The sequence below is a fragment of the Rhodococcus sp. P4_B6 genome, from assembly GCF_056402215.1.
Window position 1 is genome coordinate 59,582 of the sequence record NZ_JBFUHV010000030.1, and the last position, 21,459, is coordinate 81,040.

21 protein-coding genes and 1 pseudogene are annotated in these 21,459 nt (G+C 66.4%); 16 read left to right on the forward strand and 6 right to left on the reverse strand.

The features are described from left to right. Positions 1-157 precede the first annotated feature (157 nt). The 6 genes from AC1DWT_RS17155 (at position 158) to AC1DWT_RS17180 (ending at position 5,871) form a co-directional block, all read left to right on the forward strand. Positions 158-1,399, forward strand: a complete 1,242-nt coding sequence (locus AC1DWT_RS17155) for a CaiB/BaiF CoA transferase family protein (RefSeq protein ID WP_072946832.1) — start codon at positions 158-160, stop codon at positions 1,397-1,399. After that, entirely contained in the window at positions 1,399-2,184 is a 786-nt protein-coding gene (locus AC1DWT_RS17160) for an HpcH/HpaI aldolase/citrate lyase family protein (RefSeq protein ID WP_477921508.1), read from the forward strand. Before AC1DWT_RS17155 ends, AC1DWT_RS17160 begins: the two co-directional genes overlap by 1 nt. A 221-nt stretch (positions 2,185-2,405) precedes the next feature. Further along, positions 2,406-3,584, forward strand: coding sequence for a cytochrome P450 (locus AC1DWT_RS17165; RefSeq protein ID WP_477921509.1), 1,179 nt, complete (start codon positions 2,406-2,408; stop codon positions 3,582-3,584). Beyond that, the gene (locus AC1DWT_RS17170) at positions 3,581-3,778 is read left to right on the forward strand and encodes a ferredoxin (protein ID WP_095863534.1); all 198 of its coding nucleotides are present in this window, start codon (positions 3,581-3,583) and stop codon (positions 3,776-3,778) included. Before AC1DWT_RS17165 ends, AC1DWT_RS17170 begins: the two co-directional genes overlap by 4 nt. Then, positions 3,775-4,905, forward strand: a complete 1,131-nt coding sequence (locus AC1DWT_RS17175) for an NAD(P)/FAD-dependent oxidoreductase (protein ID WP_477921510.1) — start codon at positions 3,775-3,777, stop codon at positions 4,903-4,905. The genes AC1DWT_RS17170 and AC1DWT_RS17175 overlap by 4 nt, the downstream gene beginning before the upstream one ends. A 39-nt stretch (positions 4,906-4,944) precedes the next feature. Beyond that, positions 4,945-5,871, forward strand: coding sequence for a LysR family transcriptional regulator (locus AC1DWT_RS17180; RefSeq protein WP_477921511.1), 927 nt, complete (start codon positions 4,945-4,947; stop codon positions 5,869-5,871). On the opposite strand, the gene AC1DWT_RS17185 is transcribed toward AC1DWT_RS17180, so the two are convergent. Beyond that, a complete protein-coding gene (locus AC1DWT_RS17185) occupies positions 5,868-6,455 on the reverse strand; it encodes a TetR/AcrR family transcriptional regulator (RefSeq protein WP_072946827.1) in 588 nt (195 codons plus the stop codon). The two genes, AC1DWT_RS17180 and AC1DWT_RS17185, sit on opposite strands and share 4 nt — an antisense overlap. A 148-nt stretch (positions 6,456-6,603) precedes the next feature. Here AC1DWT_RS17185 and AC1DWT_RS17190 point away from each other — a divergent pair, with 148 nt between their 5' ends. The 7 genes from AC1DWT_RS17190 to AC1DWT_RS17220 all read left to right on the forward strand — a co-directional run bounded on the left by AC1DWT_RS17190 (position 6,604) and on the right by AC1DWT_RS17220 (position 14,770). After that, the gene (locus tag AC1DWT_RS17190; protein WP_477921512.1) at positions 6,604-7,590 is read left to right on the forward strand and encodes a phosphotriesterase family protein; all 987 of its coding nucleotides are present in this window, start codon (positions 6,604-6,606) and stop codon (positions 7,588-7,590) included. A gap of 52 nt (positions 7,591-7,642) precedes the next feature. Then, positions 7,643-8,596 (forward strand): phosphotriesterase family protein, encoded by a 954-nt coding sequence (locus tag AC1DWT_RS17195; protein WP_387496238.1) that lies wholly within the window; start codon positions 7,643-7,645, stop codon positions 8,594-8,596. Positions 8,597-8,647: 51 nt separating this feature from the next. Next, positions 8,648-9,769, forward strand: coding sequence for an FAD-dependent oxidoreductase (locus AC1DWT_RS17200; RefSeq protein WP_378687425.1), 1,122 nt, complete (start codon positions 8,648-8,650; stop codon positions 9,767-9,769). 4 nt (positions 9,770-9,773) lie between these two features. Beyond that, positions 9,774-10,700, forward strand: coding sequence for an alpha/beta hydrolase (locus AC1DWT_RS17205; RefSeq protein WP_477921514.1), 927 nt, complete (start codon positions 9,774-9,776; stop codon positions 10,698-10,700). Position 10,701: 1 nt separating this feature from the next. After that, complete coding sequence (locus tag AC1DWT_RS17210; RefSeq protein ID WP_072946821.1) at positions 10,702-11,643, forward strand: MBL fold metallo-hydrolase; 942 nt, start codon at positions 10,702-10,704, stop codon at positions 11,641-11,643. Positions 11,644-11,665: 22 nt separating this feature from the next. Beyond that, positions 11,666-13,399 carry a CocE/NonD family hydrolase gene (locus tag AC1DWT_RS17215; RefSeq protein WP_477921515.1) on the forward strand — a complete coding sequence of 578 codons (1,734 nt, stop codon included), beginning with the start codon at positions 11,666-11,668 and terminating at the stop codon, positions 13,397-13,399. 228 nt (positions 13,400-13,627) lie between these two features. After that, a complete protein-coding gene (locus AC1DWT_RS17220) occupies positions 13,628-14,770 on the forward strand; it encodes an RNA-guided endonuclease InsQ/TnpB family protein (RefSeq protein ID WP_477921516.1) in 1,143 nt (380 codons plus the stop codon). A gap of 111 nt (positions 14,771-14,881) precedes the next feature. On the opposite strand, the gene AC1DWT_RS17225 is transcribed toward AC1DWT_RS17220, so the two are convergent. Both AC1DWT_RS17225 and AC1DWT_RS17230 read right to left on the reverse strand, forming a co-directional pair. Then, entirely contained in the window at positions 14,882-15,349 is a 468-nt protein-coding gene (locus tag AC1DWT_RS17225) for an HAD family hydrolase (RefSeq protein ID WP_241031220.1), read from the reverse strand. Between the two features lie 81 nt (positions 15,350-15,430). Then, positions 15,431-15,874 (reverse strand): DoxX family protein, encoded by a 444-nt coding sequence (locus tag AC1DWT_RS17230; RefSeq protein ID WP_095864095.1) that lies wholly within the window; start codon positions 15,872-15,874, stop codon positions 15,431-15,433. A 219-nt stretch (positions 15,875-16,093) separates the two neighbouring features. Here AC1DWT_RS17230 and AC1DWT_RS17235 point away from each other — a divergent pair, with 219 nt between their 5' ends. Continuing rightward, on the forward strand, positions 16,094-16,543 hold the full coding sequence (locus AC1DWT_RS17235; RefSeq protein ID WP_174705512.1) for a DUF5990 family protein: 450 nt from the start codon (positions 16,094-16,096) through the stop codon (positions 16,541-16,543). A 9-nt stretch (positions 16,544-16,552) separates the two neighbouring features. Here the strand turns inward: AC1DWT_RS17235 and AC1DWT_RS17240 are convergent, their stop codons facing one another. The 3 genes from AC1DWT_RS17240 to AC1DWT_RS17250 form a co-directional block, all read right to left on the reverse strand. Next, positions 16,553-17,956 carry a sensor histidine kinase gene (locus AC1DWT_RS17240; protein ID WP_477921519.1) on the reverse strand — a complete coding sequence of 468 codons (1,404 nt, stop codon included), beginning with the start codon at positions 17,954-17,956 and terminating at the stop codon, positions 16,553-16,555. Between the two features lie 161 nt (positions 17,957-18,117). After that, complete coding sequence (locus tag AC1DWT_RS17245; RefSeq protein WP_477921520.1) at positions 18,118-18,483, reverse strand: MmcQ/YjbR family DNA-binding protein; 366 nt, start codon at positions 18,481-18,483, stop codon at positions 18,118-18,120. A 129-nt stretch (positions 18,484-18,612) separates the two neighbouring features. After that, on the reverse strand, positions 18,613-19,320 hold the full coding sequence (locus AC1DWT_RS17250) for a FadR/GntR family transcriptional regulator (protein ID WP_206012354.1): 708 nt from the start codon (positions 19,318-19,320) through the stop codon (positions 18,613-18,615). Positions 19,321-19,530: 210 nt separating this feature from the next. On the opposite strand from AC1DWT_RS17250, the gene mhpA reads away from it, so the two are divergent. Then, the gene (gene mhpA, locus AC1DWT_RS17255; protein WP_206012355.1) at positions 19,531-21,132 is read left to right on the forward strand and encodes a bifunctional 3-(3-hydroxy-phenyl)propionate/3-hydroxycinnamic acid hydroxylase MhpA; all 1,602 of its coding nucleotides are present in this window, start codon (positions 19,531-19,533) and stop codon (positions 21,130-21,132) included. 24 nt (positions 21,133-21,156) lie between these two features. Further along, a pseudogene (locus tag AC1DWT_RS17260) lies at positions 21,157-21,459 on the forward strand (fumarylacetoacetate hydrolase family protein); the annotation flags it as partial.

Genomic DNA, 21,459 nt, shown 5'->3' on the forward strand with positions numbered 1-21,459 from the left:
GAATTTAAAGGGAGTCAAGATACTCGCGATTGTACTTCACTCGGGCGAGTGACAGATTGGAGTCCGCACACGCGGGAAACGTGCCGCCCGACTTCCACGCAGGCGCCATCACCACCGTCCCGCTTCAATCGCCTCTCGACAATGCCGAGGACTGCCCATGAGCGTGAATCCACACGATGACACCCCGACCGCGAGTTCGCCGAGGGAGGCGAACCGCGGCCCGCTGCACGGAGTTCGAGTTCTCGACATCAGCACCGTGTACGCCGCACCGATCACCGCGATGCTGCTCGGCGACTTCGGAGCCGAGGTGATCAAGGTCGAGCACCCGACGGGCGACCCCGCCCGATCTCATGGGGCGAACAAGGACGGCCACGGACTGTGGTGGAAAGTCATTGCGCGCAACAAGAAGTGCATCACCCTCGACCTCGGCACCCCCGAGGGCCAGCAGATCCTGCGGGATCTGGTCGTCGACGTCGATGTGCTCGTGGAGAACTTCCGACCCGGAGTGCTGGAGAAGTGGGGACTCGGACCCGACCGGCTGATGCTGCTCAATCCAGGCTTGATCGCGTTGCGGGTCACCGGCTTCGGGCAGGACGGACCCTACGCCCAACGTCGCGCCTTCGGTACCCTCGCCGAGGCGATGAGCGGATTCGCACACCAGACCGGTGAGGAGGACGGACCGCCGACGCTGCCCCCGTTCGGTCTCGCCGACGGTGTCGCCGGCATCACCGGCGCCTTCGGCGTGGTCACGGCACTGCTGCACCGCAACAGCCCCGAAGGAAACGGGCAAGGGCAGGTCATCGACCTCTCGCTGCTCGAACCCCTGGTCGGCATCCTCGGCCCGGGCCCCACCGCCTTCGACCAGCTCGGCGCGATCGCCGGCCGTCAAGGCAACCGATCGCCCAACAACGCCCCCCGCAACACGTACCTCACCAAGGACGACCGGTGGGTGGCGATCTCGGCCAGCGCCACCTCCGTCGCCGAACGGGTCATGCGTCTGGTCGGACGAGCTGACCTCGTCGAACAGCCGTGGTTCGCCTCCGCCGGGGAACGCAGCCGCAACGGCGACCTCCTCGACGAATCGGTCGGGAAATGGATCGCCGCCCGCCCGTTCGACGAGGTCGTCACCGAGTTCGAGCGCGTCGGCGCCGCTCTCGCACCCATCTACGACGTCGAGCAACTGATGAATGACCCGCACGTCCGCGCCCGCGACGTGATCACCACTGTCGACGACGAGGACCTCGGGCCCATCGCCATGCAGAACCTCATGGTGCGCATGCTGGGCACCCCCGGCGCCATCCGGTTTCCCGGACGGCGACTCGGACAGGACAACACGCAGATCTACCGCGACGCACTCGGATTGAACATCGAGGCTCTGCAGGACAGGGGAGTCATCTGATGGCCCGCAGCTACCTCTTCGTGCCCGGGCACAAAGAGAAACTCCTCGGCAAGGTCTTCGATGCCGGTGCGGACGCGGTGATCCTCGACCTCGAGGATGCGGTCCCGCCGGAGTCCAAGGACGCCGCCCGCGCTCGCGTCGCCGACACTCTGACCATCCACCCCGCGTGGGTGCGCATCAACGCCGTCGGCACCGCGCCGGCCGCCGACGACCTGGCCGCGGTCGCCGACCGTGCTCACGGCATCCGGATCCCGAAGGTCGACTCGGTCGACGACGTGCGGTGGGTGCTGGATCGGGCACCGGGGACGCCGCTGATCTGCGCGATCGAAACCGCGAGGGGAGTCGCCAACGCCCTGGCGATCGCCGCCGAACCCGGCGTCGAACATCTCGCCCTCGGCGGCATCGACCTCCGGAAAGACCTCGACATCGGCGACGGGGACACCCCGCTCCAGTACGTGCGATCGCACCTGGTCATCGCCTCCCGGGCTGCGGGAATCGCACCCCCGATCGACAGCGTTTACCCCCACCTGCGGGACACCGACGGACTCGCCCGGGAAGCCGCACACGCCCGCTCTCTCGGCTTCGGCGGCAAATCTGCGATCCACCCCTCCCAACTGCCGATCATTCACACCGCCTTCAGCCCGAGCGAGGACGAACTCGCCTGGGCACAAAGGGTTGTGAACGTCTTCGAGGAGTCCGGCGGGGCCGCCGTCCAGCTGCCGGACGGCGAGTTCGTGGATCTGCCCGTCGCCGAGCGGGCCCGCAGAATCCTCCAGTCCCAGTAGTCCTGGGTGTTGCGGTTGTTCAGGTAGAGCCAGAGTGAGTCGACGGCGACGACATCCCGGCTGCTACACGTGGCAGCAAATGTGCGAACCGGATCCCGCGTCCGCGGTGTGCCGCGACCACGGATGAGAGCACCGCAGGGCGGACAGCATCAATCTTGTTCATGTCCGTACATGCCTAATATGAGTTGGATTTATGTGAGTGGAGTCACTTCACTGGAGGCATGAACAGAAGCACTCCGGCGAGTAGCGATACGGACCTCTTCGCCGACGAGGTCGTGATCGACCCCTATCCGACGTACGCCGAACTCCGCGATCTCGGCGCCGTGGTACATCTGCCCGCCAACGACGTCTATGCCCTGACCCGCTACGACGTCATCCGCGACGCGTTGGCCGACCCGGGCACCTTCTCGTCCCGGACGATCGGCTTCAATTCCGTGGTCAACGAGGCGCTTCAGGGCACATCGCTGGCCTCGGACCCGCCGATCCACACAGAATTGCGCGCGGCTCTTTCCGAGAACCTCTCTCCACGGGCGCTGCGGGGACTCCGGGATCAGATCCACACCAAGGCCGATGCGCTGGTCGTGGACCTGGTCGCCAGAGGATCGTTCGAGGCCATCGATGCGTTGGCGCGCGCCTTCCCGCTCGAGGTCGTCGCGGACCTGATCGGTTTCACCGGTGAGGTGCGCGACAACATGTTGCGCTGGGGGCAGGCCGCGATGGAAGTCATCGGTCCGATGAATCAGCGGACCGCGGAGAACTTCCCGATCGCCGGCGAACTCTACGGTTGGTGCACCGGGGTCCGGGCCGGTGATCTGGCGCCGGGGTCGGTCGGTCGCGGCATCTTCGACGCCGAGGACCGCGGCGCCATTCCTCCCGGCACCGCCGGCCATATCATCCACCAGTACCTGGGCGCGGGTGTCGACACCACTATCGCCGCGCTCGGCAACATCGTCGCGCTCTTCTCGGCTTTCCCCGATCAGTTCGACCTGGTCCGCGGAGATTCCGCGCTGGTGCCGGCTGCCTTCAACGAGATTCTCCGATTCTGGGCGCCGGTCCATGCCTGGGGCCGCTCGGTGACCCGGGACGTGAACATCGACGGCACCCTCGTGCCGGCCGGATCCCAGGTGGCGATCCTGTTCGGCGCAGGCAACCGCGACCCGAGGCACTACGAGAACCCGGACGCCTTCCTGGTGCAGCGAAACCCCGTCGACCACCTCTCCTTCGGGTACGGACCGCACGGCTGCGCCGGCCAGGGCCTGGCCCGTTTGGAAGCCCACGCCGTCATCGGGGCACTCGCCGTCCACGCGCAGCGGCTGGTGGCCGCCGAGCCGGTTCGGTTGCCCAGCAACATCACCCGCTCCATCGACGCACTCGAGATCCTGAAGGTGGTCCCGGCATGAAGAAAATCGTGATCGACCGGCCTCGCTGTGAAGGCCACGGACTGTGCGAAGAGATCGCTCCCGACCTGATGCACCTCGACGACGCGGGCGAACTGATCCTCGACGTCGAGGACATCCCCGAGGGAAGCCCGGAACTCACGGACGCCGGCGCTGCGGTCCGGGTCTGCCCCGTGGCCGCACTCAGGCTCGCATGAAACTCATCGAAGTTCCCGAACGAATCCTGGTCATCGGCAACGGGATCGCCGGCCAGACCGCGTGTGACGGTCTCCGAGCCGCGGGTTTCGACGGCGATCTGACCATTGTGGGGGCCGAACCCCGGGCGGCGTACTCGCGGCCCGCGCTCTCCAAGGCGCTCCTCGTCGACGGCGGTTCCCGCGAACTGGCACCGCCCACGCACGAGGCAACCGAGGTGCTCGGGGTGGCGGCCGTCGAGCTCGACGTCGAGTCCCGCCGGGTGCGTCTCGACGACGGTTCGGACCTGACCTACGACGGACTCGTGATTGCCACCGGTTCCAGGGCACGGCGCCTGGGCGGCGACCACAGCGTGGAGCTGTCCTTGCGCACCGTGGACGATGCCCTGGTCCTCCGGGAACGGCTGGCGGCCCGGCCCACGGTCGTGGTTGTCGGCGCCGGTCCGCTGGGCATGGAGATCGYATCCGCGGCCCTGTCGGCGGGATGCCGGGCCACGCTGGTAGCCGACGGCCCGCCGATGCTGTCGCACCTGGGGCACTGCCTGTCCGACGCGTTCACCGCGGCCGCGGTAGCCCGAGGGCTCACGGTCGTCCTCGGCTCGGCTGCCGGGATCGACGACGCGCATGGGGTGGTCCTACGCGACGGATCACGAATCGACGCCGACCTGATCGTCAGTGCGATCGGCGACATACCCGACACGGAGTGGCTGGCCACCAGCGGACTGCTGACCGGCGGCCGTCTCGAGGTGGACTCGCGCGGCCGGGTCCGGCCCGACATCGTCGCGGCCGGGGACGCCGCCGCCGTTCCCACGCCTACGGGAATACGTCGAATTCCGCTGTGGAGCAGCGCTATCGAGCAGGCCAAGGTCGCTGCCAACGCGCTCCTGGCGGGCGACGATGCGCCGGAACTCGACCTCGAACCCAACTTCTGGACCGAGCAGTTCGGGCTGAACCTCAAGGCCACCGGCCACCTACCGGCCGCCGGTGAACCCGAGTTCCTGCTCGGCGACAGCCCGCACGGACCGTCGGTGATGCGCTGGACCCACGTCGGCGGTGACGGTGTCGCGGTCGCCGTCAACCATCGGATCCCGATCCCGAAACTGCGCCGCATGGCCGCCGCGGCCGGATGACGTCGACCCCTCGGAAGGAGGACGCGTAACTTCGTGTGGATGAACGAACCCGGTGATCACTCGAGTGATCTCGGCCTGGAGCGGCTTGCCTCGGTCAACCTCAACTTGCTGGTGCCGTTGCTGGCATTACTCGAGGAAGGATCGGTCACCCGCGCCGCGGCCAGGGTGGGCATGTCCCAACCCGCGATGAGTCATGCCCTGGGGCGGATGCGCCGACTGATCGGTGACGATCTGGTGACGCGGCAGGGAAGCGGCCTGATGCTCACACCGCGTGCCCTGGAACTCGTCGCACCACTGCGTGAAGTGCTGCGGCAGACCGCACAGGTAGTGAATTTCCCGGGCTTCGACCCCGCTCGCGACAGCCGCACCATCACTGTTGCAATGACCACCAGCACCGCATTCGTGGTCGGGCCGGGTTTGGCGCGGTTGATCGCCGAGCGGGCACCGAATGCGACTCTGCGGGTGCGCAACTTCGTTCAGCCGCAACCGAGCGACTTCACCGACGACGGCGTGGACGTCGTACTCCTGTCCGAGGCGTTCACATCGCCGTACCCGCGCGAGCGCCTGTACGAGAATCGCTGGGTGGTGATCGCCCATCCGGACAGCGATCCCGGGGCATCCGCACTGGATCTGCTCACGTCGCTGCCCCATGTCACCTACGACTCCCGGCACCGGGTGGCGCCGTACGCCGCGATGGACGCGCACGGCGTGCACTACCGGATCGGGCAATTGATCTGCGACCACCTGCTCATCCCGCACATGGTCGCGTCGGCAGGCGGGGTGGCGGTGCACACATTCCGGGTTGCTGTCGCGATGCGGGAACGGGTGGACCTCCGTATCGAGGAGTTCCCGCTGCCGGTCTCGCCGTTGCGGATCGACATGGTGTGGAATCCGCGTCTGGCGGATGCGGCGTTCATCGCCTGGTTGCGGGAGATCCTCGTCGACGCGACGGCTTTCGAGTTCTAGTCGTCCGACGCAAGTAGGTGGCACCAGGAGTCGGTGAGTTCGTCGAGGCACGCCTCGCGGGGAGTCTGCCAGCCGACCGCGAAGTAGCGGCGCGAGAGGTACTCCAGCTGACCGAACGCGAGCACGCAGCGAATCCGGCGCCGACCGGGAGGGAACCGCTTGGCCTGGTCCAGTCCCGCCGTCATGTCGCCGACGGCGGACTCGAACCACTGCTCGGTCTTGGCTGCGACGTCCGGCTCCTGGGCTGCCTGGTAGGACGCGGTGAGATAGGGCTTGATCTCGTCCCACTGTGAGAACTTGCGGTCCAGCCACTCCTGGATCTGGTCACGCGAGCCCGAGGCCACCACCGCGGTGAGCGTGGGGTCGTCGGCAGCGGTGAGTAGTGCGTCGACCTTCGTCAGCAGCGCGCTCATCACGTCGGCCTTGGACGAGAAGTGCAGGTAGAAGGTCGTCCGGGTCGATCCCGCGGCGCTGGCTATGTCATCGATCGTGGTTGCGACATAGCCCTTCGTACCGAACAGCTCGAGCCCTTTGGCGAGGAAAAGGTCGTAGGTCATTTGCTTCTGTGCGGCGCGGAGCGACATGACCTCAGATTGTAGCCGCAGTCCACCCACGAATCAGATGGACCATTAACCAAACTATTAAGCAACTCACTTGACGCTTTGTAATGTGAGTGGCTACTGTGGCTAGTACCACGTCATGCGCACATGACGTTGACGAAAGGAAGTGCCGATGAAGGGCTCCCAGACCGCCGAGAGAAACACCGTCCACACCGTTCTCGGCCCAGTTCCCGCCGACGAACTGGGGGTCGTCTCGGTTCACGAAGCGCTGCTGTCCGTGGTCCCGGGCGCGGAGCACGCATTCGACATCACCCCGGACCGCGCCGAGACCTTCGAGGTGCTGGTGGGGAAGCTCACCGAATTCCGGGACCACGGCGGGCGGACGATCGTCGACAGCACCGGCATGTTCCACGGCCGCGATGTCAAGCTCTACGAAGCGCTTTCACGCACGACCGGAGTGCACATCGTCGCGTCGACGGGCATGGGACCCGAGGAAATGCTCGGCGGATACTTCCTGACGCCGCAGACCAATCCGCCGACGCCGTGGCCGGCAGACAAATTCGCCGACCTCTTCACCAGGGAGATCACCGAGGGCATGGTGGTTCCCCGGGTAGAACGCCGGGGTGCCGCAGGCCTGGTGGCTACCGCCGCGAATCCCGACGGCATGACCGCCACCGAGGAAAACCTCGTCCGTGCCGCGGCCCGAACCGCCCGCGACACCGGCGTACCGGTCTCTCTCCGCTTCGGTAAGGACGCGGTGCACGACCTCGGGATCGTTGTGGACGAGGGCCTGCAGGCCGACCGCGTCGTCGTCGGCGGACTCGACCGCAGGGATGCGGTCGACGCTGGCGCGCCGCTCGAGATCGCCCGCCGCGGAGCCTACGTCGCCCTCGACCACGTGGGTGTGGACGGCGGCATACACGTCACCGACGCCGAGCGCGCCACCCTGATCCGCGAACTGGTCGACGCCGGTCATGGCGACCGAATCCTCCTGTCGAGCAACGCCACCGGCGTGTCGGTGGGAGAACCGGGTCTCGATCTGCCGTTCAGCTACATCCTGTCGACTTTCGTGCCGATCCTCACCGCGCAGGGACTCGGCGTCACCGACATCCGGCGCATGCTCGCAGACAACCCGCGCGACCTGCTGTCGGTGCGCTGAGCACCCGACCCCACATCATCGAAGAATCGTCCTTCCCGAAGGGGAACTGCCTGTGTCAAGAGTGAACACCGTCCTGGGATCGATCCCGACCGAAGAGTTGGGCATCGTCGCCGTCCACGAGCACATCGGATACGGCATGCCCGGCTCCGAGCTGGATACGAGGTGGTGGAAGACCCCCGAGGAGCGGTACCAGGAGACCGTGCCGAAACTGCGCAAGTTCCACGAGTACGGGGGAGGGACTTTCGTCGACGTCACCGGAATCTGCAACGGCCGTGACGTCGACTACTACAAGTCGCTGTCCGCCAAGACGGGCGTCCACATCGTCGCCTGCACCGGCTTCGTCGGCGGCGACACCGCCCTGCCCTTCTTCGAACGCGCGAGCGTCGACTACCTGACCAAGCAGTTCGTCCACGAGATCACCGTCGGCATCGGCAACACCGGCAGCCGCGCCGGAGTCATCAAGGTCGGCGTCAGCCGCGGCGGCAAGATGACCGACCTCGACAAGCGCATCTACCGGGCCGCGGCTCGCGCCGCACTCGAGACCGGCGTACCGATCCTGACTCACCTGGCCATCGACGCCGAGAACGCCATCGCGATCTTCACCGAAGAAGGACTCCCGCTGCACCGCGTGCTGTTCGGGCATGCCGACGACGGAGTCAACGCTTCGAAGACACGCGACCGGTGGATCGCCGAACAGGGCGGCCGCGTCGGCTTCGACACCTTCGGCTACGAAACCGAACTCGAGGACCCGCCGTTCTGGGCCCGCCCGCGCAAGGAACGCCTCGACCACTTCCTCGGGTTCCTCGCCGCCGGTCACCTCGATCAGGCGCTCGCCGGCGTCGACGCCAACTGCAGCCCACTCGGTTGGCCCGGAGTCAAGGGTCACACCTGCAACTACCTGTTCGAGGACCTCATCCCGGATCTGCGCGAAGCAGGTCTGGACGAGGCGACCATCACCACGCTCTTCGTCGAGAACCCGGCCGACTTCCTGACCATCCAGACCTGACCCACCTCGAACCTTCGGCGCACCGGTGCGCCCACCCAGAGAGACACCACCATGCAGAGCACGCATCTGAAGAATCTGACCGTCGCCGTCATCGGCGCCGGGTACGCCGGCGCCGCATCCGCCAAGGCCCTCAGCCTGCTCGGCGCCGACGTCACCGTGTACGAGCAGGCCACCGAAATCCGTGAGGTCGGCGCCGGCATCGGCCTGCGCCCCTCCACCATGGACCGCTTCCGCCAGTGGGGCATCTTCGACGCGATTGCGAAGGTCAGCTCACCGAGCGACTACTTCGAGATCCTCACCGCCACGGGCGAACCGATCATGAAGGAATCGTGGCCGGGTATGGACGAGTACACCGTCAAAACCCACACTCACCTGATCCACCGCGGTGACTTCATCGAGGCCCTCGTGGGTGTCCTGCCCGGCGGCATGGTCGAGCTCGGCCACAAACTCGCCACCGTCGAGGACCGCGGCGAGCGTTCCCTGCTCACCTTCACGAACGGCACGACCGTCGAAGCGGATCTGGTCGTCGGTGCCGACGGCATCAAATCCGTGGTGCGCCGACAACTCTTCAGCGACAACGAACCGGTGTTCTCCGGCGAGCGGGCCTACCGTGCCGTCATCGATATTGCCGACGCCCACGGCATGGTCGTCGACGACAACCTACGCATGTACATCGGCAAGGGCACCAAGGTGTATCTGCTGCCCCTGCGTCACCGCAGCCAGGTCTCCTTCGACATCACCGCCCTGTGCCCCGACAGCAACTGGGCGCCACAGGTATCCAAGGACGACATGCTCGCCACCGTCGACGGCTTCGACCCGAGGATCGTCGACATCACTCGCGACCTCGACATGAGCATCGTCAACACCCGCGGCGTGTACGACATCGACCCGGTCGACACGTGGCATTCCGATTCGGCGGTCCTCGTCGGCGACGCCGCCCACTCGATGCTGCACCACCAGGGTCAGGGCGCGAACTCGGCGATCCTCGACGCCGGCGCACTCGCCGACGCCCTGCGGGACGCCGACACCGTCGCCGGGGCATTGGCGCTCTACCAGGCCACCCGCAAACCGGTCACCGACGAACTGCAGCGCATCTCCCGTCAGGGCTGGACCGAGGACGAGGTCGACGACGTCTTCCCGGGGCAGAAGCCCACCGCTCGGGCGCAGGCGTGACACGATGACCCTTCACCCCGCCATCGCCGACGTCCTCAGCACACTGCCGGCTCCGCCGGACTCGCTCGACCCGGCCGTCCTGCGCGCGATCGAAGAGTCGCAGGTCGCTCCGATCGACGAGCGCCTGCCCCTGCACACCGTCGAGGACACGACTGCACACACGCGCGTGGGTGAGGTGCCGATCCGCATCTACACCCCGGTCGAGGCCGACGTGTTCGGGTTGCTCGTCTACTTCCACGGCGGCGCGTTCTTCCTCGGAAGCCTCGACACCCACGACCACGTCGCCCGGAACCTGGCGGTCGAAACCGGACTGAAGGTCATCTCCGTCGGCTACCGGCGCGCACCCGAGGCGAAATTCCCGGCCGGACTGGACGATTGCGATGCGGTGGTCCGCTGGGTCGTGGAGCAGGGCGAGAGCCTCGGCTGGGACGGCGATACCCTTGCGATCGCGGGCGACAGCTCCGGCGGTACCTTCGTCGCGGCCGTCGCCGCAACGGCCCACGACGAGGGGTTCGACCGCATCACGCATCAGGTGCTGTTCTATCCGTCCTTGGACCTGGACTTCGACGTCGACCGCTACGACTCCCTCCGGGAGAATGCCGAAGGCTACGGTGTGGAGACGGCCGGGTTGAAACCCTTCAACGCGTTCTATTTCGACAGCGGCGCCGACCCCGCCGACCCGCGCGTCTCGCCCATCAAACGCGGCGACCTCACCGGCCTGCCGCCGGCCCTGATCGTCACCGCCGAGTTCGACCCGATGCGCGACGAGGGCGAGCTCTACGGCGCGCGTCTGAACGAGGCCGGGGTGAAGGCCACGGTCAGTCGCTACGCCGGCGCCAATCACGGCTTCGTCCAAAACTTCTCGTGGATCTCCGAGTTCCACCGGGCCTTCGAGGAGACGGCCGAGTTCCTGACGCGGCCGGGGGAGTGACGTGGCGAAGGACGGGACCATCCACCCGCTCGTCTCACCCTGGGGCCGGTTCGGGCTGTACAGCTTCTACATCGATGCTCCGGAGCCGGCGATCGTCGACACCGGCATCGCGACGTCGCCCACCGAGGGCATGGCGCCCGCCCTCGAGGCCCTCGGACGCCGTATCGAGGACGTCCGATGGATCCTGTTGACCCACGGCCACATCGACCATATCGGCGGGGCGCACGCGCTGTGGGAACTCACCGGAAGGCGCGCCCAGGTCGTCATCCACGAGGCCGACGCGCACCTGCTGCGCTCACGGCAGGCGCACGTCGACGAGTACCTGTCGGTGCGTGGGCAGTACCTGCACGACCCCGACGGTGAGGCGAAGCAGATCGCGGCGACGCAAGCGGTGATCTCCGGTGAGATGGAACCGACGATGCTGGTCCGCGGCGGCGAGACCCTGTCGCTCGGAGGAGGTGTCACCGTCTCGGTGCATTCCATCCCCGGCCACACACCGGGATCGGTGGCCTACGTCGTGGACGGTCGGAACTCCGTGTTCGTCGGTGACGCCGTCCAGGTCCACGGAGCGGCCAACGGATTCCCCGGCTACGAGAATTCGGATGCCTACCGGTCGAGCCTGGAGTACCTGCGGGACGAGATCCGCCCGAACCACCTGTACCTCGGGCATCCCTACCGGCGGGCGGACGGGGTCGCCTACGGCGTCGAACTCGACCGGGACCAGGCCGCCGAAGCGCTCCACGAAAGCCTCGACATCGAAGGCGACGTCCGCGGCGCAGCCCATCGGTGCCTGTGCGGGGGCCTACGCGAGATCGACTCGCCGTATTCGCCGTTCACCCCGGTGGCCGAGGACCTCGGCTACGACGGCGATCCCACCCTCGAACCGTCCCCGTTCTTCACGACGCTGCACGGCTACCGCACGCAGTACACCCAGAAAGTCTGACACAGAAAAGGAGTCGCGCCCCATGGCCGAGTTCCAGACGTTCGACGCGGGTGGACAGACCATCCGCATCCGCAAGGATCTCCGCGTCCCGATGCGAGACGGCATCGAGTTGGCAGCGGACGCCTACCACGGCGTAGACGACACACCACGACCGGCGCTGGTGGCGCTGAGCCCGTACGGCAAAGAGCTGCAGGCGCTCGCCCTCACCACACCGCCGCAGCGTCGCCCCTCCCCGATGTGGGACGGCTGCATCGAAGCCGGCGACATCGCCCGCGTCGTCGAAGAGGACTACGTCCACGTCATCGGCGATCTGCGCGGCTCCGGCGCCTCCGAGGGCGAGCACATCGGCAACTACAACGCCGGCGGCGTCTCCCTGGGCCAGGACGCGTACGACTTCATCGAGTGGGTCGCCGAACAGCCGTGGTGCGACGGCAACGTCGGCATGATCGGCATCTCCTACTTCGGGTCGATGCAGGTGCTCGCCGCCGCGGAGCGGCCGCCGCACCTGAAAGCGATCTTCGTCAGCGGCGGTCATTTCGACTTCTACGAGACCACTTATCACGGCGGCATCATGTGGTTCATGCCGCGTGCCGCCCGCGAGGGCCGCGGAGGCGACTCCGGCTGGGCCTTCACCGACAGCGTCAAGTCCCGCATGGTCGAGACGTGCTCCCCGGACGAGCTGAGGAAGCGCGTCGCGGCGCGCCTGGAGGATCCGGATGTGGCCGCCTGGCCGAACCTGGTGCACGTGCTGAACTACCCGAATCACCACGAGGCCTGGTTCGACATCGTGATGAACGACCTGGACGGCGAGTGGTACGAGGAACGAAACCCCATCACGCTGGCCCCGAGCATCGACATCCCCGTCTATCTACAGATCGATCAGGGTCGCGGCTGGACGGTGGACGGCACGATCGCGCTGTTCGACGCGCTGCAGGGACCGAAGAAACTCGATATCGGCCCGTACCCACCCATGCAGTCGCGGCCGTTCATCGAGGAACACGACAAGATGTTCCGCTGGTACGACTACTGGATCAAGGGCATCGACAACGGTGTGATGGACGAGCCGGCGGTCACCGTCCACGTCGAGGGCGCACGCGAATGGGTCACCGGTGACCAGTGGCCGCCGAAGGATGTGGAGTACCGGTCGCTGTACCTGCGACCGCGCGGCAAGCTGTCCACCGACCCCGAACCGATGGCCGCCCGGTACGCCGCCCCGGACGGCTTTTATCAGGCGCCGCTGACCGTCACCGACAAGGTCGAGATCCTGAAATGGGAGACAGCGCCGTTCGAGGAGCCCACGGAACTGATCGGCACCGGAGCCGCGCACCTCTTCGCGGAGATCGACCAACCTGACTCCAATTTCATTCTGCGCCTGTGGGATTACGCACCGAGCGGTCAACGCCAGCTGATCACCTCCGGGTACCTCAAGGCCTCGCACCGCGAACTCGACGAGCGCACTACCGAGGGCAACCCGCACCACCCACACACCCGCGCGCTGCCGGTCGAGCCGGGGACGATCGAGGAGTATGTGCTGCGCCTCTACCCCTTCGCCGCGACATTCCGGCCGGGGCATCGTCTGGTGGTGGAACTGTCGAACGCCGAACCGCCGGCGGACGAGCACAACTCGCTGCTACCACCGGATGCGTTCCATCTGCCGGTCGGCCGCCCCGTGACCCACAAGATCTACCGGGACGCCGCCCACCCGTCTCGCCTCGTGTTGCCGTTCACGACGCGCACGTCGGAGGAGAAGGTGTAGCAACATGTGTCGGCCGAGCACTGGCGCTCGCCGAGTCATTCGGTCACGATCGACTGGTGGAYCGCACCGCCCGACTCGCCCTCGCCGTCGACCGGCAGGGTGGGCGATGCCTGTGGTGTGGTCGGCGTTTCGGGCCGTTGATTCGTGAGTCTTTCGGCGCAAACCCGGTCCTTCAGGTCCGGGATGGCTGATCTGATGTTGTCGGACCGTGAAGCTAGTGTCTGGGTCATGGCGGGGAGGGTGGTGAAGCGGGCGTTCAAGTATCGTTTCTATCCGACTGCGGTGCAGGCGGAGCAGCTTGCTCGGACGTTCGGGTGCACCCGGTATGTCTACAACCGGGCGTTGGCCGAGCGGTCGCGTGCCTGGTTGCAGGAGCAGCGACGGGTGACCTACAGCGATACGTCGAAGATGCTCACCGGATGGAAGCGGGAGGCGGAGACGGAGTGGTTGGCGGAGCCGTCGAAGGGGCCGTTGCAGGAGTCGCTGCGGCAGTTGCAGGGTGCGTTCGAGAGGTTCTGGCGCAACCAGGCCGGCTACCCGCAATTCAAGAAGAAGGGCCAATCGAAGGATTCGGCGACCTACTTCTCGAACTGCTTCACCTACCGGGGTGGGGAGGTCCGGTTGGCCAAGCAGTCCGAACCGTTGGATATTCGGTGGTCGAGGCCGCTACCGGAGGGGGCCGTGCCGTCGCAGGTGACGGTGTCGCGTAACGCCCGCGGTCAGTACCACATCTCGATCCTCGTCGAGGACACCATCCGCGAACTCGCGCCGGCCGATCGGGTGGTCGGGCTCGACGCCGGAATCACCAGCCTSTACACGCTCTCGACGGGGGAGAAGATCACCAACCCGCGCCATGAGCGTAGGGACCGTGMGCGGCTGGCGAAGGCGCAGCGGATGCTGGCCAAGAAGGAGAAAGGATCGCGKAACCGGGCCAAGGCCCGACTGAAGGTCGCGAAGATTCATGGTCGGATCGCCGATCGGCGTCGCGATTATCTGCATAAACTTTCCACTCGGCTGGTGCGCGAAAATCAAGTGATCGCCGTCGAGGATCTGAGTGTGCGGAACATGGTCAAGATTCGGTCGTTGTCTCGGGTGATCTCGGATGCGGGGTGGTCGGAGTTCCGGTCGATGCTCGAGTACAAGGCCGACTGGTACGGGCGGCGGGTGGTGGCGGTCGATCGGTTCTGTCCGTCGTCGAAGACCTGCTCGGTGTGCGGGGCGGTCGCCTCGGCGATGCCGCTGGACGTGCGGGAGTGGACGTGCCGGTGCGGCGTCGTCCATGATCGGGATGTGAACGCGGCGAGGAATATTTTGGCCGTCGGACTGGCGGTGGCAGCCTGCGGAGACGGTGTGAGACCGCCTCGCACCTAAAGTGTGGGGAGGCGACTGTCGGTGAAACAGGAACCTCGGGACGCGAGTCCCGAGGAGAATCTCGGTCGTACACGGCCGAGAGGACGTCAAATCGGAGCCGATGATGATATCTCACGGGATTCCGGCATTCTTGGCCATGTCGAGCAGCAGAGAGGTGTTGCCGTTCGAGAGCGGACCGATGATGTAGTCGGACCGGATTGCGGTGAGACCGGGCACGCTGTCGGGCCACGGAGTGAGTTCGTGCCAGGCACGCGCGAGCTCGTCCAGCTCTCCGGAGTCGTGATCTGTGGGGGCGATGCCCGATTCGAGGAGCGCGGCGTCGAGGTTTTCGCGGTGCAGGGTATCGAGTGTCACGAACTCGCGAGCACCGGACCGGATGGGTTCCATGGACGGCTGGTAGCGGTCCCGCCACCGATCGGCGAACGCGGCTGCGTCCAATTCGAGCTGGTGGCGTTCCGCGTAGCCCGCCACAGCGGAGGCGATACCGGTTCGCCAGTCGACGACGGTGCCGAACGTATCGAACAACACGGCACGAATACTGCGTCCCGTCGACAGGGACCGGAACCGCGTACCACCCATGAGGCGTCCTTTCGCTCGAACGTACGACGTCGCACCACAATAGTGCGGCGACTCGCCGTCACGAGTCGCCGCGCGGATGGTTCAGACGCGTCGAACGGGCATGATCGAGCGCACCAGCGGGTCACGGAGGTACAACCCACCCCACACGAATATGCCGACATAGATCGGGAACAGTGTGGTGCTGACGATCGGCTGCTCGGTGAGCATGTTGGTAGCGACCGCTCCACCGAGGTATCCGGTGAGCAGCACGGCTCCCAGGATCGAGGTGGCGGGCACGATGTAGAGAATCAGGCACACCAGCAGAACCACCCCGATCACACGGTTGAGGTTCTCGGCAAAGCCCAGTTCGGCCATCGCATCACGCACCATCTGGGTGTTCGCGATGTGGATCAGCGAGTCGAACAGGAGAAACAGCACCGCGAGTGCGCTGACGACGAGCCCTGCGACTCGGGCCTTCTTCGTCGTTCCGTCCGTGGGAGCGGATGTCGCGTCGGACGCTCCGGTGGCGGGAGGTGTCGAGGTCATGAGATTTCTCCTTGTTGTTCAGGAAGCTGCACACCGCCGGCCTGGAATGTCCGCCGTCGGTGTAGCGCGGCATATTGTCCGCTCCAACACGCTTCGTGGGTCCTCACACCAGTACAGACCGGAGGTGCCGGGAAAACTCACCGCGGCGGGGTGAACTTGGTGCGCCACCCGCGCTTCGACCGCCCCCACGGAGGCTCTCCCAGGTGATTGGATGAATTGGTGCAACTCGTGATCGAGGCAACCGACCTTCCCGGATCGTCGTGCCCGCCGGGGGCCGATTTCCCCGGCTACGACAACATCCATGTGGCCGTGCAGCGCCGCGGTTCTCCCGGCGATCTGCTCGACCTGCATCCCGGGGACGCGGCCACCGCCCGCTGGGTTCTCGAGTGCAAGACGACCCCGACGCCGGCGGGTCTCGACATCACCGGGCCGTACGTACAGGGCCGTCCCGGTGCACGGTTCGTCTACCTGTCGTGGGGGACAGTCGACGGAGACGGCGGATTCGTCATGTTCCGACGGGCGAAGTTGATGTGGGCCGGGGTGGATCAGGCCACCGCGGACGCGGCGGCGTCGGCCGGGCGCATCACCGCGCGACTTGGACTCACCGACGCCCGCGGGAATCCCCTGTGCGCTGCAGTGCGACCGCCGTTGATCGAGTGGTCTGCGTAGCCACCGCGATCAGGACACGGGCACTTCCCACTCGACCACGGTCCCCGGCGCGCCGTCGCGGATGACGGCACGACCACCGAGTTGCGCGGCTCGGTTGCAGATGTTCGCCAGCCCGTGCCCCCGGACAGCGTCCGCGCCCATCCCGGTACCGTCGTCGGTCACGCTCAGCGCCAGACGGTCGTCGGCGGCGGCGACCATCACACGGCACGATGTCGCATGGGCGTGCCGGGCAACGTTGCTCAGGGCCTCGCGGAGCACCGCCTGAAGTTCCGGACCGGCGTCGTGGCCGGAGAACTGGTCGACCGGCCCGTCCAGGCACACGTCGGGAGTGAATCCGAGTGCGGCTGTACTGCTCTCGACGATCTCACCGACCGCCGCGCTCAAACTTGCGGTGCCGTTCGTCGGTGCGGTCGCACCACTCTCGAGGTCGAAGATGACCGCCCTCAAACCGCGAACGATGCTGTCGGTTTCGTCGATCAGCGGATCGAGATCCGCGGCAAGACGGGGATGCCGTCGAGCCAGGGAAGTCAATGCCAGGCCCAGCCCGAACACGCGCTGAATCGTCAGGTCGTGCAGATCGGCCGCCATCCGGGTTTGTTCGTCGTGGCGGGTTCGTTCGTGTTCCGCCTGCACGAGTAGCCGATTCTGGGTGAGCAGACTGGTCCGCATGGTGTCGACGGCGCCGCCGATCATCGACACTTCCCTCGGCCCGTCGGTGCCGATCTCCCGCTCGTAGTCGCCCTCGGCCACCGCGCTGATGTCCGCGACGAGACGCTCGATCGGCCGGGTCAGCAATCGTCGCGTCAGATACAGGGAGGCTATCGCGGTGCCGACGGCGAGAACGAACGCGACGGCGGTCGCGACATTTGCCAAGACCTGCGCCGAGCGAACCCGATCGACCTGTTCGGTCACCCGTTCATCCGTCAGGGCATTGAGGTCCTGAAGCTGTGAGCGCAGCCCGTCGAACAGTTCCTTGCCCGTCGCGGTCATGGCCACGACCTGCTCGTCCGCTATCTCGTTGTTGCGACGAGCGAGGATCTCCGGCTCGCTGGCCTGAGTGGTCCAGGTGTTCGCCGCCTCGACGACCTCGTCCAGCGTTGCCGAAGCCTCCGCGTCGCCGGCAAGGAGCGCGGTCAGATCCGACAGGGACGCGGCCGCGGMGTCCCTGCCTGCGTCGTACGGTTCGAGGAAACTCGGATCACCGGTCAGAACATAGCCACGCTGCCCGGTCTCCTGGTCCACATAGGCGGTCGTCAGATCCGACACGGCATGCTGTGCGGGCAGGAGGCGCTCGGAGAGCAGGGTCTCGGACGCACGAACCACCAGTCTCCCGTACACGGAAAACGCGGCAGAAACGGCGAACAGGGCCACGAGGATCCCGATCGCCAGCCACAGCAATGTCCGCAACGACATCCGTCTGGCATTCGCAGTCCGACCCGACATGGTCAGCCTCTCACCCGTTCCGAACACGGGATCGGGTGCATGGACGTCCCGACCCCGCCGGCTTCCACACTATTGCGCCCGACCTGCGCGGCGGAACCGATTGCCGAGTCCGATCGCCACCGGATCGTGGGTCACGCGGGAGGGTGCGCGCCGAGCCAGGTCGCTGCCCTGCGCGCCGACGCGCGCGAGAGCCACGCATCCTGAACGAGCTCCACCAATTCTTGCCGGGACAACTCGCCGATGCGGCTCCCCCGCAAGAGCACCGACAGGTGGCCGTCGAAGTGTGAGGTGGTGAAGAACGGTGTCGCGTGGTCGCGGACAAKCGCCTGCTTGTCGGCTTCGGACGGCACCCAGAACACGATCACGTCGTCATAGCGTTCCCCGGTGTCGGGGTCCGTCGCATCGGGTCGCGGATTGCGGAAGAACACGAACGACTTGCCCCCGATCTGGTAGACGGGATTGTCGCCGGGGCCGTGGATGACGGTGACGTGCGGCATGCCGAGAGCCAATTCGTGCACGTCTTCGACCCGTGCCGCCCGGCTACTGATTCCCACCGCACCACCCTAAATGCTCGACATCCGGTGCGCCTCCGTATCGGGTTTCAGGCCGTGTGTGCGCGTCCGGCCTCAGGTTTGTGTTGTGTTGTGCGCATGGATGAGTCGAAGGGCAGCGTCCCGGTCACGGCGGTCCAGGGCGTCGACGAGGTCGACGTGCAACTGCTGTCGTTCGGCGATGTATTCCGGCAGAGGTCTGTCGCCGACCGGTTCGACGGAGACGGTGTGGGATTCGATCAAATCGAGCAGGCTCAGGTAGATCGACTTCAGGATCGCGTTGGGACTCACGCGAGCGATCGCGGCGTGCAGTTCCCAGTTGGCTCGGACGAATTCCGTCGCGTCGCCGGCGTCGGCGGACTGCCGCATGACGTCGAGAGCGGTGCGCATACGAGTGATGTCGACGGCCGAACTGTGATCGAGTGCGTCCTCGATGAGCAGCGGGTCCAGCGCGTCACGGATGCGTACCGCATCGGCGACATCTCCTTCCGCGGCGTCGAGGGAGAGGATGGAGTTCCCGAGACGCGCGATGGGGGTGGGTGAAGCGGCAAACAGCCCCCCACCGGGTCCCGATCGGACTGTGATCACCCCACGTGACTGCAGAATGCGCAGAGCTTCGTTGAAGGTGCCTTTAGCGACGCCGCATTGTTCCTGGAGTTCCTTTTTCGTCCCGAGGCGCGCCCCGTGCTGCGCCTGCTCCGCGAGTTGACCGATAGCCAATGCAGCTTGCTCGGTCCGGCTCAGCGATGCGTCCATCATCATCCGCTGCGCGAGATCGGTCATCGTGTCCTCGTTTCGTCGTGCCCATCGCCGCTTCACCGCTGGGAGTCGGGCCAACGCCGATTCTACCGTATTGAGCATGCTTGATACGGATTGATTGGGTCGAGTCTCTTGACATGCGGCGCGGGTCACAGCATGCTGTAGCTATTCAACATGCTCAATAGGGCTCGATTGCGGTCCTATTGCACTCGCACCCGAGGAAGAGCAACGAACATGCAGGACAACACGCACGATGTCGTGATCGTCGGCGCCGGGCCCGTAGGACTGACGCTGGGTCGGATGCTCGGCCTGCGCGGCCACGACGTGGTGATCGTCGAACGCTGGCCGGAGCCGTTCCCGCTCCCGAGGGCAGTCCATTTCGACGACGAGATCGGCCGTGTCTTCCAATCGATGGCCCTGACCGAGGAGGTCCAGTCGATCTCCGAAGCCGTGCCCGACTACTACGAATGGCGCAATGCCGCCGGTGAGGCGCTGGTGCGGATCGACTGGTCCGGCACCGGTCCGAACGGCTGGCCGACAGCGAGCTTCTTCTCCCAGCCGCAGCTCGAGAAGGTACTGGCCGAGGCGGTGGCGACGATGCCGAACGTCACTCTGCTGCGCGGCGCCGAAGTGGTCGGTATCGACGAGGGCGCAGACGACGTCGCAGTGACATTCACCAGCACCGTCGTCAAACAGCGGCAGGTGCGAGCACGGTTCGTCGTCGGCTGCGACGGCGCGAACAGCTTCGTCCGTGAGCGCATGGGTGCGGCCATGCACGACGAGGGCTTCTTCTTCGACTGGCTGATCGTCGACACCATTCCGCTCGACGACCGCGAGTGGGCACCACAGAACTGGCAACTGTGCGATCCCGCCCGGCCGACCACGGTCGTGTCGGGCGGACCGGGGCGTCGTCGGTGGGAGTTCATGCGACTGCCCGGCGAGACGAGAGAAGAACTGAACACGCCGGAGAAGGCATGGGAATTGCTCCGGGCGTGGGACCGGACGCCGGAGAACAGTGAACTCGAGCGGCACGCCGTCTACACGTTCGCCGCGCGGTGGGCGGACCGGTGGAACGCCGGCAGGCTCGCGATCGCCGGTGACGCCGCGCACCAGATGCCTCCCTTCGCCGGGCAAGGCATGTGCTCGGGTATCCGCGACGCAGCCAATCTCTCGTGGAAGCTCGATCGCGTCCTGCGCGGCGAATCCGACCTCGCATTGCTCGATTCGTACTCGTCCGAACGCAGCGCGCACCTGCAGCATGCGGTCACGATGTCGGTCGAACTCGGGCGGGTCATCTGCGTCCTCGACGAGGAGAAGGCCACCGAACGCGATACCCGCATGATCGGCGGTGGCGCCGACCCCGCGAAGGTTTTGCCGGTCACAGCCCTTCCCGTCCTCGGAGACGGCGTCACCGCGCAGGACACTGACGGCGGCGGGCTGCGCGGGACCCTTGCACCACAGTTTCCGGTGCGGATCGGCGCCCACAGCGACCTCCTCGACGAGGTCACCGGCTTCGGTTCGGTCCTGCTGGTACGCGGTAAACCCGATGTCGCGCACGCGGATCCGACACTGCAGCGACTGCTCGACAGCACCGGCGTACGGCTGAAGACCGTCGAGGAGACCGGAGCACCGGATCTGCTCGACGGGACCGGTCAATGGACTCGGTGGTTCCACGGACAGAACATCAGCGCAGTGCTCGTCCGGCCGGATCACTACATCTTCGGCGCCGTCACCGACAACACCCAACTGACGGATCTGCTCAGCGAATACCGCGACCGACTGCGGACCCTAGACCCATCCCCTACCAGCCCCCACCCTGCAACCACCACCGTGTGAACTCACTCCAGGAGAACCACTTTCATGCGAATCGCCAATATCGACCACCGTGCCGCCCTCGTCCTCGGAGAGGAAGGTTCCGAGCGGGCCGTCGACATCGCCCACGCCTCCCGCGGCCGGTTCGGCCCGAGCCTGCAGGCTCTCTACGAAGCCTGGGACGACGTCACCGAATGGGCCGCAGTCCAGGACCTCTCGGCTCTGGCCGACGACAGCTTCCCGATCGACCGCACCCGGTTGGGTGCACCGTCGCCGGCTCCCCGGCAGGTGTTCGCCGTCGGCCTGAACTACCACGCCCACGCCGCCGAATCCGGCTTCGAATCCCCCACC

Bases quoted from the DNA above. Each gene is read 5' to 3' on its own strand.
- AC1DWT_RS17225 (WP_241031220.1), bottom strand. From the start codon at position 15,349: ATGGGTGGTACGCGGTTCCGGTCCCTGTCGACGGGACGCAGTATTCGT.
- AC1DWT_RS17230 (WP_095864095.1), bottom strand. From the start codon at position 15,874: ATGACCTCGACACCTCCCGCCACCGGAGCGTCCGACGCGACATCCGCT.
- AC1DWT_RS17155 (WP_072946832.1), top strand. From the start codon at position 158: ATGAGCGTGAATCCACACGATGACACCCCGACCGCGAGTTCGCCGAGG.
- AC1DWT_RS17205 (WP_477921514.1), top strand. From the start codon at position 9,774: ATGACCCTTCACCCCGCCATCGCCGACGTCCTCAGCACACTGCCGGCT.
- AC1DWT_RS17165 (WP_477921509.1), top strand. From the start codon at position 2,406: ATGAACAGAAGCACTCCGGCGAGTAGCGATACGGACCTCTTCGCCGAC.
- mhpA (WP_206012355.1), top strand. From the start codon at position 19,531: ATGCAGGACAACACGCACGATGTCGTGATCGTCGGCGCCGGGCCCGTA.
- AC1DWT_RS17250 (WP_206012354.1), bottom strand. From the start codon at position 19,320: ATGACCGATCTCGCGCAGCGGATGATGATGGACGCATCGCTGAGCCGG.
- AC1DWT_RS17215 (WP_477921515.1), top strand. From the start codon at position 11,666: ATGGCCGAGTTCCAGACGTTCGACGCGGGTGGACAGACCATCCGCATC.
- AC1DWT_RS17160 (WP_477921508.1), top strand. From the start codon at position 1,399: ATGGCCCGCAGCTACCTCTTCGTGCCCGGGCACAAAGAGAAACTCCTC.
- AC1DWT_RS17180 (WP_477921511.1), top strand. From the start codon at position 4,945: ATGAACGAACCCGGTGATCACTCGAGTGATCTCGGCCTGGAGCGGCTT.
- AC1DWT_RS17200 (WP_378687425.1), top strand. From the start codon at position 8,648: ATGCAGAGCACGCATCTGAAGAATCTGACCGTCGCCGTCATCGGCGCC.
- AC1DWT_RS17170 (WP_095863534.1), top strand. From the start codon at position 3,581: ATGAAGAAAATCGTGATCGACCGGCCTCGCTGTGAAGGCCACGGACTG.
- AC1DWT_RS17185 (WP_072946827.1), bottom strand. From the start codon at position 6,455: ATGTCGCTCCGCGCCGCACAGAAGCAAATGACCTACGACCTTTTCCTC.
- AC1DWT_RS17190 (WP_477921512.1), top strand. From the start codon at position 6,604: ATGAAGGGCTCCCAGACCGCCGAGAGAAACACCGTCCACACCGTTCTC.